12 protein-coding genes are annotated in these 11,088 nt (G+C 72.7%); 9 read left to right on the top strand and 3 right to left on the bottom strand.

Annotation, left to right across the window (positions count from 1 at the left end):
- The first annotated feature begins 44 nt into the window (after window positions 1-44).
- The 3 genes from ACFVR6_RS08945 (at window position 45) to ACFVR6_RS08935 (ending at window position 1,195) form a co-directional block, all read left to right on the top strand.
- Complete coding sequence (locus ACFVR6_RS08945) at window positions 45-344, top strand: GNAT family N-acetyltransferase (RefSeq protein ID WP_386961485.1); 300 nt, start codon at window positions 45-47, stop codon at window positions 342-344.
- Window positions 345-455: 111 nt separating this feature from the next.
- A complete protein-coding gene (locus ACFVR6_RS08940; protein WP_386961482.1) occupies window positions 456-671 on the top strand; it encodes a hypothetical protein in 216 nt (71 codons plus the stop codon).
- Window positions 668-1,195, top strand: coding sequence for a hypothetical protein (locus ACFVR6_RS08935; protein WP_386961479.1), 528 nt, complete (start codon window positions 668-670; stop codon window positions 1,193-1,195). Before ACFVR6_RS08940 ends, ACFVR6_RS08935 begins: the two co-directional genes overlap by 4 nt.
- On the opposite strand, the gene ACFVR6_RS08930 is transcribed toward ACFVR6_RS08935, so the two are convergent.
- Window positions 1,177-1,950 (bottom strand): alpha/beta fold hydrolase, encoded by a 774-nt coding sequence (locus tag ACFVR6_RS08930; protein ID WP_386961476.1) that lies wholly within the window; start codon window positions 1,948-1,950, stop codon window positions 1,177-1,179. The genes ACFVR6_RS08935 and ACFVR6_RS08930 overlap by 19 nt on opposite strands.
- Before the next feature lie 111 nt (window positions 1,951-2,061).
- On the opposite strand from ACFVR6_RS08930, the gene ACFVR6_RS08925 reads away from it, so the two are divergent.
- Window positions 2,062-2,346: a DUF2277 domain-containing protein gene (locus ACFVR6_RS08925; protein ID WP_386961473.1), complete on the top strand. Its 285-nt coding sequence runs from the start codon at window positions 2,062-2,064 to the stop codon at window positions 2,344-2,346.
- Here the strand turns inward: ACFVR6_RS08925 and ACFVR6_RS08920 are convergent.
- A complete protein-coding gene (locus tag ACFVR6_RS08920; RefSeq protein WP_386961694.1) occupies window positions 2,325-3,605 on the bottom strand; it encodes an MFS transporter in 1,281 nt (426 codons plus the stop codon). The genes ACFVR6_RS08925 and ACFVR6_RS08920 overlap by 22 nt on opposite strands.
- Before the next feature lie 140 nt (window positions 3,606-3,745).
- Here ACFVR6_RS08920 and ACFVR6_RS08915 point away from each other — a divergent pair, with 140 nt between their 5' ends.
- The 5 genes from ACFVR6_RS08915 (at window position 3,746) to ACFVR6_RS08895 (ending at window position 8,880) form a co-directional block, all read left to right on the top strand.
- Window positions 3,746-4,894 carry an exonuclease SbcCD subunit D gene (locus ACFVR6_RS08915; protein WP_386961471.1) on the top strand — a complete coding sequence of 383 codons (1,149 nt, stop codon included), beginning with the start codon at window positions 3,746-3,748 and terminating at the stop codon, window positions 4,892-4,894.
- On the top strand, window positions 4,891-7,878 hold the full coding sequence (locus tag ACFVR6_RS08910) for an AAA family ATPase (protein ID WP_386961468.1): 2,988 nt from the start codon (window positions 4,891-4,893) through the stop codon (window positions 7,876-7,878). The genes ACFVR6_RS08915 and ACFVR6_RS08910 overlap by 4 nt, the downstream gene beginning before the upstream one ends.
- Window positions 7,879-7,887: 9 nt before the next feature.
- Window positions 7,888-8,067: a hypothetical protein gene (locus ACFVR6_RS08905; RefSeq protein WP_386961466.1), complete on the top strand. Its 180-nt coding sequence runs from the start codon at window positions 7,888-7,890 to the stop codon at window positions 8,065-8,067.
- Window positions 8,068-8,071: 4 nt separating this feature from the next.
- Window positions 8,072-8,200 carry a hypothetical protein gene (locus ACFVR6_RS08900; RefSeq protein ID WP_386961463.1) on the top strand — a complete coding sequence of 43 codons (129 nt, stop codon included), beginning with the start codon at window positions 8,072-8,074 and terminating at the stop codon, window positions 8,198-8,200.
- Between the two features lie 101 nt (window positions 8,201-8,301).
- Window positions 8,302-8,880, top strand: a complete 579-nt coding sequence (locus tag ACFVR6_RS08895) for a hypothetical protein (protein WP_386961460.1) — start codon at window positions 8,302-8,304, stop codon at window positions 8,878-8,880.
- 101 nt (window positions 8,881-8,981) lie between these two features.
- Here ACFVR6_RS08895 and ACFVR6_RS08890 read toward each other — a convergent pair whose 3' ends face one another.
- A complete protein-coding gene (locus tag ACFVR6_RS08890) occupies window positions 8,982-11,060 on the bottom strand; it encodes an NAD(+) synthase (protein ID WP_386961457.1) in 2,079 nt (692 codons plus the stop codon).
- Window positions 11,061-11,088 lie beyond the last annotated feature (28 nt).

Here is an 11,088-nt window from a genome sequence, read left to right as displayed (position 1 = left end):
TGCTTCCGGCCTGGGGAGTCCCCTCCCAGGCGTAGCCTGGCGGCATGACCGAATCGCGGTTCGAGAATCAGACCGACGCCTCCCGCTGGGCGATGTTCCGTGGCGACGACCTGGTGAGCGTGCTGGACTACCGCGACGACGGTCGCACCGTCGCGATGACGCGCGCCTACACGGTGCCCACATTCCGTGGGCACGGCTACGCGGGTCAGCTGGTCGCGCACGCGGTGGCCGAGCTCGAAGCCCGGGGCGACCGTTCGGTCGTCCCCACCTGCTGGTACGTCGCCGACTGGTTCGACGCCAACCCGCGCCACCGCGGCATCCTGCGCGAGGCTCACACGGCTTGAGCGCGCTCCCGTCGCACGCAGGCGCTTAGGCCCGCGGCGGGCCATCCGTCAACCCCATGCGGCACCCGCCGGTGCGGGGCGAGAGTGGGACGCAGACGAGAGGAGCATCCCATGACCGCAACCCCGGATCAGGAACTGCCCGAGGGCGTCATCGACGCCGACCCGCCCGGTGGGTGGGAGGGCATCGACGATGTGGAATCGCGCGAGCGCAACGCGGATGCCGTCGGCTCGCCCGACCTGAGCGGTGCGCCGGAGGACGTGGGCGATGTCGAATCGCCCGAACCGTCCCGCGGCACCGACCCCGACCTGGGAGTGGAGGAATCATGACCGAGCGCGAACGCGAGAACGAGTTCGACAACACCGGCGGCAACTACCCCGACCAGGGTGGCGCGGACGCGGCGGCGATGCAGGAGACGGCCGCGGCCAGCCCTCGCGAGACCGACCCAGCAGACCAGGCCGACGGGACGGACTCCGCAGCCGAGCCCGTCGACGGCTCCGCGCCGCCCGCCGGACCGCCGAGCCACGAGGCGGTCGGTGTCGGTGTCATCGACGGCGAGCCCATGGGAGCGGATCACCACGGTCAGGACGAGGGCCGCGACACGCTCACCGTGAGCGAGACGCAGCAGCGCGACCTCTCGGACGCGCAGGAGCAGCGGCTGCCGGCGATGTCGCAGAACAACGCGCCCGAGGTCGACAAGGTCGCGGGCATCGTCGCGCAGACCCGGTCCGACGTCGCCACCGAGCCGCACGAGCGCATCGTCGAGGTGCTGCACCAGCGGCTGGAGCAAGCCGGCATCCACCTGCCCGACGACGAGGTCTCGGAGCTGGCGCGTCAGGTGTCGACGGGCTGAATCCCGAGGTCGGCGAGGATCGCGCGCGCGGCGGGTGCCGCGTCGCGGATCATCGTCTCGTGGCCGTGCCCGGGGATCTGCACCACCTGGGTCCCGAGCGCGGCCGCGACCTGCGCGCACCACCCGGGTGGGCACACCACGTCGTTCTCGCCGCGGATCACCAGCGCCGGCACCCGCACGTGCGGATAGGCGTGCTCGGGGCGGTGGATGAGCATGGCCCGCATCTTGCGACGCAGGTGCGGCCCGGCGCGCACGTACTCCCGGGCGCCGACGAACAGCACCCGAGGGCTCTCGATGAGCAGATCGTGCCCGAGCCGGGCGAGCTGCCCGAGGGCGGTGCGGGCGGCGGGGTCGACGGTCGGGGCGACGAGCACGATGCGGTCGACCCGCCCCGGATGCCGGGAGGCGAGCTCGGTGACGACCTGCGTGCCCATGGAGTGGCCGATGGCGATCGTCTCACCGGGCGCATCGTGTGCGCGCAGGTACGCCGCGAGCAGGTCGGCGAGCCGCTCGATCGTGGGGATGCGGGCCGGCTCGGCGGCATCGCCGTATCCGGGCAGGTCCACCGCCACCACCCGGCCGTAGGGGGCGAGCTGGGCGACCAGCTCGCCGAACACCCGGCGCCCCATGCCGATGCCGTGCACGAGTAGGAACGTCCGCGTCCCGTCGCCGGTCTCCTCGACGACCAGCTGTGCGCCGTCGTGCCGGAAGGTGCTGACGCGGGGCTCGGGAGCCGGGGGTGCGGGGTCGCTCACCGTACGACAGTACGGGCTCGCCGCCGCGGCACCCTGAGCGGACGCAGGGCGCGGCGCGGTGTGCGGGGCTGCGGGGTGGTCGCTGCGGCATCCGGAGCGTACGGTGACCGCATGTGCCGGAACATCCACACCCTTCACAACTTCGAACCCGCCGCGACCGGCGACGAAGTCCGCGCGGCCGCGCTGCAGTACGTGCGCAAGATCTCGGGCACGACGAAGCCCTCGAAGGCCAATGCACAGGCGTTCGATCGGGCCGTCGATGAGATCGAGCATGCGACGCGGCATCTGCTGGCCGACCTCGTCGCCGTCGCTCCGCCGAAGAACCGCGAGGAGGAGGCGGCCAAGGCGCGCGCCCGGGCGGAGAAGTCGGGGCGCTACGCGCCGCGCGTGGCCTGACCGTCGCGCGGGCGGCGCGGGCGGCGCGGGCTGTCGAGGCCGATGTGGATGCGGGTGCGCTTGCGCTCCACCACGATGAAGACGCTCCCGATGACCCACAGCGGCACCTGCGTGAGGAACGCGAGCCGGAACGCGTCGAGCGTGTAGGTCTCCGGGGTGCCCGCACCCTGCAGATCCAGCGCCACCCCGATGAGGAAGATCGCGATGAGCCCGGCGAGGAAGCCGCCGGCGTTCGTGATGCCGGTGGCGGTGCTCAGCCGGTGCGACGGGTTGTGCGTGCGGGCGTGATCGAAGGCGATCATCGACGCGGGGCCGCCCATGGCCAGGGCGATGGCGAGGCCGAGCAGCATCCACAGCGGTGCGGGTCCTGGCTGGGCGATGACGATGAGCCACGCCACCGCCTGCACCACGATCGACGGCAGCACGAGCGCCCGTGAGCGCACATGCGGCACGCGGGACGACAGGGCGCCCATGATCGGTCCGATGCAGATGCCGGCGAGCACGTACACGGTGGTCACGAGCGCGGCCTGACCGGGCGTGAGGCCCTCGCCGGCGGTGAGGAAGGGGAAGCCCCACAGCATGACGAACGCCGATCCCGCGAACGGGGTCGTGAAGTGCGACCAGAACGCCAGGCGGGTGCCGGGGTGCGACCAGGCGGCACGGATGCCGACGCGGGTGTCGACGGCCGAGGTGACGACGCGGATCGTGCCGGTGTCGGTGTCGACCGTGACGTCGGTGTCGCGGTCGGGCGGCCGGTTGCGGATGACGGCGAGCACCAGCACCGTGAACAGCACGCACAAGCCCGCGAGGCTGCCGAACGCGACCGACCAGCTGGTGGCGTGCAGCAGCGCCGCCAGCGGCACGACCGCGGCGATCTGACCGAGTTGACCCAGGATGCCGGTGAGCTGCACCATCACGGGTCCGCGCTGCGCGGGGAACCAGGTGGCGATGACGCGCAGCACGCTCGGGAACACCGCGGCGTCCCCCGCCCCCAGCAGCACACGCGCGGTGATCGCGATGCCCACATCGGGGGAGACGGCCATGACGAGCTGACCGGCGGCCATGAGGGCCATGCCCGCCGTGATGAGCGGGCGCGCGCCCCAGCGGTCGAGCATGAGGCCGACCGGGATCTGCATCGCGCCGTACACGCCCAGCTGGATGACGGCGAACATCGACAGCGTCGACGCGTCGATGTCGAAGCGGTGCGAGGCATCCACCCCGACCGAGGCGAGGGAGGTGCGGTTGGTGACCGAGAGCATGTAGGCGACGACCCCGACCCCCCACACCGTCCAGCTGCGCCACGAGGGCGAGGAGACGGGGAGGGCGGTGGTCACGGCTGACCCAGCCTACGCGGGCGATCCTCCCCGTCGATGTCGGCGGTGCCGATTACCGTGAAGACATGCGCATCCTGCACACCTCCGACTGGCACATCGGGCGGACCTTCCACGGTCACTCCACGCTCGATGCGCTCGGTGGCGTGCTGCGGGCGCTCGTGGCGCAGGTGCGCGATCACGACGTCGACGTCGTGATCGTCGCGGGCGACGTGTTCGACTCCGCCACCCCCGCCGCCGGCTGCTACGCGCTGCTGACCGACACGCTCGCGGCCATCGCCGACGCCGGCGCGCAGGTGGTGGTCACCAGCGGCAACCACGACTCCGCGGCGCGGCTGGGGTTCCAGTCGACGCTGCTGCGGCCCGGCATCCACGTCGTCACCGACCCGCAGACGGTGGGCACGCCCATCACGGTCAGCGACGCCGACGGCCCCGTGCACATCTACGGCATCCCCTTCCTCGAGCCGGCGCTGCTGCGGCACGTGTGGCCCGGGGTGCGTACGCAGGCTCAGGTGCTCGGGCGGGCGATGCAGCTGGTGCGCGACGACCTCGCCACCCGCGGCGGGCGCTCCATCGCCGTGGCGCACTGCTTCGCTGCGGGCGTGGAGCCCACGCCGCGCCTCGAGCGCGACATCCAGCAGGGCGGGCTCGACGTCGTGCCGCTGTCCACCTTCGACGGCGTCGACTACATGGCGCTCGGCCACATCCACGGGCGGCAGCGGCTGTCGCAGCGCGTGCGCTACGCCGGCGCGCCGCTGCACTACAGCTTCGGCGAGGGGGACAAGCCGCGCGGGTCGTGGCTGGTCGAGCTGGATGCCACGGGCCTCGCCGACGTCACCTGGCTCGAGCTGCCGGTGCCGCGCCGGCTCGTCACGCTCGCCGCCCCGCTGGAAGACCTGCTCACCGACGAGGCGTACGCCGGACACGAGGGCGACTGGGTGTCGGTGGAGTACACCGACACGCTGCCGCAGCGCGACCCGATGCGGCGGCTGCAGGAGCGCTTCCCGCACTGCGCGTGCGTGGCCCACAAGCCCGCAGAGAAGACGCGTGACGACGGCCTCAGCTACGCACGCCGGGTGCGGTCGGCGCGGAGCGACCGCGAGCTGCTCGACGCCTTCCTGCGTCACGTGCGCGAGGGCGACGGGGCGAACGAGCGAGAGACCGCCCTCATCGACGACGTCCTCGATGCGCGCACGGTTGCCGAGGCGGCCACATGAAGCTGCACCGCCTGGACCTCACCGGGTTCGGCCCGTTCCTGGCCACCCAGACCGTCGACTTCGACGCATTCGAGCGCGACGGCATCTTCCTCATCTCCGGCCGCACGGGTGCCGGCAAATCGAGCATCCTCGACGGGGTGAGCTTCGCGCTCTACGGCAGCGTGCCCCGCTACGACAGCGGCGACAAACGCCTCCGAAGCGACCACTGCGCGCCCGAGGACCCGACCGAGGTGCGGCTGGAGTTCACGGTCGCCGACCGCCGGTGGCGCGTCACGCGCGCGCCGGAGTATCAGCGGCCCGCCCGTCGCGGCGGCGGCCTGACGACCGAGGCGACCCGCGCCGAGCTCGAGGAGCTGGTCGACGGCGTGTGGATCGGCCGGGCCGCCAAGCCGCGCGATGTCGGGCTGGCGCTGGACGAGATCATCGGGCTCAACGCGCAGCAGTTCCAGCAGGTCATCCTGCTCGCGCAGAACAAGTTCTCCCGGTTCCTGCTCGCCTCCGGCGCCGATCGTCAGCCGCTGCTGCGGACGCTGTTCGGCACACGGCGCTACGAGGAGTACGTGCGCGCCCTGGGCGAGCGCAGCAAGGCGGCGCAGGCCGGGCTCGACACCCTCGGCGAGCACGCCCGCACGCTGCTCGACCAGGCCGAGCGCCTCATCACCGAGCATGCGCTCGCCGGTGACGGCGCCGCACCCGACGACCTGGCCGGGCGCCGCCAGGCCGCCGAGATCGCGGTGCAGCGCGCCGACTACCGACTCGACACGCTCGCTCGCGAACGGGCGGCTGCCGATGCGGCGTTCGCCGCGGCGACGACCGCCCACGCCGAACGGGTGGCGCTGGCGAAGGCGCAGGCCGATCTCGCACAGGCCCGGACGCGGCTGGCGGCGCTCGAGGCCGATGCCGAACGGATCGCACAGGCGCGGCGCGAACTCGAGCGCGCCCGCGCCGCCGAGGCACTGCGCTCGGTGCTCGACGCGGCCACCCGCACGGCGCGGGCCGCCACGGCGGCGGCCGCAGACGCCGCCACGGCCGAGCGGGTGTGGGAGCAGGTCGCGCCCGATCCCGACACCGACCTCGCCCGCTACGTCGAGCAGCTCACCGGCGACCTCGCCGTCTGGTCGGCCGCCGCCGAGCAGGAGGCCGCGCTCGCCGCCCGCGAGGCCGAGACGGCCGCGGCGGCCGAGCGCGTCGCCACGCTCGAACGGGAGCTGCAGGCCCTCGACCAACAGCGCGCGCAGATCCCCGCGGAACTGGCCCGGCTCGGCGACCTCCTCGCCGCGGCCCGGGCGCAGGCGGCCACGCTCGACACCGCGCGCGCCCAGCGGGACGGCCTTGCGGCCAGGGTCGTCGCTGCGCGCGAAACCGAGATGCTCGCCGTCGCGCTCCGCGAAGCCGATGTCGCCCGCCTCGACGCGTCGGCCGCCGCCGATGCGGCCGCGGCGGCTGTCACCGCGCTGCTGCGACGGCGGCTCGACGGCTACGCCGGCGATCTCGCCGCGGCGCTGGTCGACGGTGAGGCCTGTGCGGTCTGCGGCTCGACCGCCCACCCGCACCCCGCCGCCCGCGGCGACGAGCCGGTGACCGATGAGATGCTCGCCGCGGCCGAAGCCGCCAGGGATGCCGCACAGGCTGCCGACCGCACCGCCGCCGAGGCGGCGCGCGCCGCACGTGACCGGCACGCCGCGGCGGCCGCCCGCGCGGGCGGTGAGACGCTCGACGTGCTCGAGGCGGCGCTCGCGAGCGCGGAGGAGACACTCGCCGCCGCCGAGACCGCCGTGCGCGAGCATGACCTCCTCGCGGCCCAGCGCCGCGAACTCGAAGCGCTCGACACCGCCTCGCAGGTGGCTCGCGACGAGCTCGCCGCGCAGCTGACCGATGCCGGTGCGGCGGTGGCCGCACTCGGGGCGACGCTCGACGGCATCCGCGCCACCGTCGACGCGGCACGGGGCGATTGCGCCACCGTGGCCGAACGCGTCGCCGAGGCGACCGTGCGGCGCGAGGCCGCCCGCTCCTGCCTCGCCGCCCTCACCGCCGTCGCCCGCGCCGACGCCGACCTCGCGGCGGCCGCGACGGAGCTCGACGAGCGCCTGGCGGCATCCGACTTCGCCGACGCGGCCGACGCGACAGGTGCCCTGCGTGACGCCGGCGCCGTGCGCGCCCTGGCCGAGCGCGTCGCCGCGCACGACGCCGCACTCGAGGCGACCCGGGTGCGCACGCTCGAACTCGAACTGGAACTCGCCGGCACTTCCGAGGACCCGGTGGACCTCGACGCGTCGTCGGCCGCCGTGGCGACGGCCGATGCCGCGCGCGCGGCGGCGATCGCGGCGGAGCGCGATGCCCAGAACGTCGCGGCACGCCTGCGCGACCTCGTGGTGCAGACCGACGACGCCTACGCGGCGGTGGCCGAGCACGCCGAGGCGGCCGAGGCCGTGCGGCGCCTGGCCGACACCGTAGCCGGGCGCGCGCCCAACACGATGAAGATGGATCTCGAGACGTTCGTGCTCGCCGCCGAGCTCGAGGAGATCGTGGCGGCGGCCAACGTGCGGCTCGAGGAGATGTCGGCCGGGCGGTACACGCTGCACCACTCCGACGCGCGGGCCGCCCGCGGCGCGGCATCAGGTCTCGGCATCGACGTGCTCGACGCCCACACCGGCCAGCTGCGGCCGCCGCAGTCGCTCTCCGGCGGCGAGACGTTCCTCGCCTCGCTCGCCCTCGCGCTCGGGCTCGCCGAAGTCGTCACGGCGCGCGCCGGCGGGATGCGGCTGGACACCCTGTTCATCGACGAGGGGTTCGGCTCGCTCGACGCCGACACCCTGGAGCTCGCCATGCGCACGCTCGACGAGCTGCGCGCCGGCGGCCGCACCGTCGGCGTCATCAGCCACGTCGAGGCGATGAAGGAGCAGCTGCCCGCTCAGCTGCTGGTCGAGGCGACGCCGCGCGGGCCCAGCCTCATCCGGCAGGACGACGTGCTCGCGGCCTCGTAAGCTGGCGTCATGAACACAAGCACTCTGTGGACCGTCGTCGGCGTGATCGCTGCGGTCGTGATCGCGTGGATCCTGGTCAGCGTGCTCGGCAGCCTCCTGTGGTTCGTCGCGAAGCTCGCGATCGTGGCCGTCGTCGCGGTGATCGTCTTCTTCGCGCTGCGCGCGGTCTTCTCGGGCTCGCGGTCGTAGCGGCATGAGCTCCGCGGATCCGCAGAAGAACAAGCCGTCGCCGACGCGCGTCCTCATCTGGCTCGTCGTCGGAGCCATCGGCGTCTACTTCCTGGCATCCGGGGTCATCGGCATCATCGCCGGCGGCAGCTGAGGAATCCGAGAGGTTTTGCACGGGCGGGTGGCGTGGCTACTCGACGTGTTCTCGGCGAAGATGAGACATTCGGCGGTCCTTCCGCCGGGGAGAGGTACGTCATGGAATCCATTCCGCTCGACACGCCCGACGGCATCACCGCTCGGCTCGGCTGGGACCCCAGCGTCAGCGTGCACGACCGTCGCCGCATCCTCACCCGCGAGATCGTCGCGGGGCTCGTGCGCTGCGACCCGAAGGAGATCCGCGTCGAGCGCGAACCTCCCCGGGGGTACGGCTACCACACACGGCTCATCGCCTCCCGCAACGGGGAGGACCTGCCCTACGCCGTGAAGACGGCCAGCTTCCGCGCGGCCACCGTCGTCGCCGTCGCCGCCCCGTCGATGCCGCTCGGCATCGACGTGCGCGACATGCACCCTGACGCGGTCGACATCCACATGATGCAGAAGCACTCGCACCTGCTGGACGAGAACAACATCCCCGCGCTCGTGGATCACTGGACGAAGGTGCAGGCTGTGCTCGAGGCCGACGGCCGCGGCGTGCGCGTGGCCGCCGAGCACGTGCGGCTGGATCCCACCGGCCGCAAGGGATGGCTGCCCGACCGCAAGTCCGGGTACCACCTCGTCGACCTGTCCCGCGAGGGTTGGATCATCACGATGGCCTACGGGTCGCTCACCGTCTGAGCCCGCCCCGCGCCCCCAGGCGCTCGCTCGCCCGTCGCGTGTTGCGCTTCCGCGCGCCCGCAACCCGCATCGCGCGACGGGGGAGTGGATGCCGCGCGCTGCTACGCCGGCGGGAACGCGGCGTCGAGCTCGGCGAGCCACGCACGGGCGTTGCCGTCGCTCGGTGCCCGCCAGTCGCCGCGGGGTGACAGCGACCCGGCGGCGGTGACCTTCGGGCCGTTGGGGATCGCGGAGCGCTTGAACTGCGCGAACCCGAAGTAGCGCTGCAGGAACACCCGCAGCCACCGCACGATGGTCTCGCGGTCGTAGCCGTAGCGCTCGTCCTCGGGGAATCCGGGCGGCCACGCACCGGCATCCGGATCGGCCCACGCGTGCTCGGCGAGGAAAGCGATCTTCGAGGGCCGGAACCCGTAGCGCAGCACATGGAACAGCGTGAAATCGTGCAGCGCGTACGGGCCGATGGTGTCCTGGGTCGACTGCACCTTGCCGTCTTCGCCGGCCGGCACCAGTTCAGGGCTGATCTCGGTGTCGAGCACCGATCGCAGCACCGACACGGCCTCGTCGCTGAGGCTCGTGGCGGCGTCATCGGGCGTTGATCCGGCGCCGGGCCGGTGGGCGATGACCCAGCGGATGATGTGCTGGATGAGGGTCTTGGGCACCCCCGCGTTGACGGCGTAGTGGCTCATGTGATCGCCGACGCCGTACGTCGCCCAGCCGAGTGCGAGCTCGGACAGGTCGGACGTGCCGATCACGATGCCGTTCTCGCGGTTGGCGATGCGGAACAGGAAGTCGGTGCGCACCCCCGCCTGCACGTTCTCGAAGGTCACGTCGTAGACCGGCTCGCCGGAGGCATACGGATGCCCGATGCCCTTGAGTAGCTCGTTCGCGGCGGGGCGGATGTCGATCGTGGAGATCGTCGCCCCGATCGCCTCGGCCAGGGCGATGGCGTTGGACTTGGTGTGCTCGCTCGTCGCGAAGCCGGGCATCGTGTACGCCAGGATGTCGCTGCGGGGGCGGCCCATGCGGTCCATCGCCCGCGCGACCACGAGCAGCGCGTGTGTGGAATCGAGGCCGCCGCTCACTCCGATCACGGGGCGCGGGCCGCCGATGGCGCGGAGGCGCTGCTCGAGCCCGGACACCTGGATGTTGAACGCCTCGTAGCAGTCCTGGTCGAGGCGGGCCGGGTCGTCGGGCACGAAGGGGAACCGGTCGAGCGGGCGCCGCAGACCGATGTCCTTCGCGGGCGGCTCCAGGAAAAGTTCCACCGTGAGGAATTCGCCGCCGTCGGCGAGCCGGTTGTCGTCGAACGTGCCCTGACGGATGCGGTCCTGGCGCAGCCGATCGAGGTCGATGTCCACGACGCTGCGGCGGGCGCCCTCGGGGAAGCGTTCGGTCTCCGCCAGCAGCGTGCCGCCCTCGTAGATCATCGTCTGGCCGTCCCATGAGACGTCGTTCGTCGATTCGCCCATGCCGGCAGCGGCATACGCGTAGGCGGCGAGGCAGCGCAGCGACTGCGACTGGCACAGCGTCTTGCGGTCGTCGGCCCGGGCGATGGTGATCGGGCTGCCGGAGAGGTTGGCGAGAACCGTGGCGCCGGCCAGTGCCGCGCGTGACGAGGGCGGGATCGGCACCCACACGTCCTCGCAGACTTCGGCGTGCAGCACGAGCCCCGGCACGTCGCGCACGTCGAACAGCAGGTTGTTGCCGAAGACGGCCTCGTACACCCCGACGCGGATCGACTCGCCGTCCCACGGCGTGCCGGCGGCATACCAGCGGCGCTCGTAGAACTCGCGGTAGGTGGGCAGGTACGACTTCGGCGCGACCCCGACCAGTTCGCCGCGGTGGATGACGACCGCGCAGTTGTAGAGCCGGTTGCCGTGGCGCAGCGGCGCGCCCACGACGAGCACGGGGAAGAGATCGGCGGATGCCGCCACGAGCCGCTCGATCGCCTGCTCGACGGCATCCAGCACGGCATCCTGCATCACGAGGTCCTCGATGGAGTACCCGCTCAGGCACAGTTCGGGGAAGATCGCGACGGCCACCGACTCGTCGTGGCATTCGCGCCACGACGCCAGGACCGACTCGGCGTTGGTCGCCGGGTCGGCGACGGCGAGGGGGATCGTACATGCGGCGATGCGCGCGTAACCGTGCCGGTAGATGCTCTCGAAGGGGAGGCTCATCCGTCCAGTCTGGCACTGTCGGACCCCG

It is taken from the genome of Microbacterium sp. NPDC058021, from assembly GCF_042885955.1.
In the GTDB taxonomy this organism is placed as follows: Bacteria; Actinomycetota; Actinomycetes; order Actinomycetales; family Microbacteriaceae; genus Microbacterium.
This window is presented reverse-complemented; position numbering and strand designations above follow the sequence as displayed.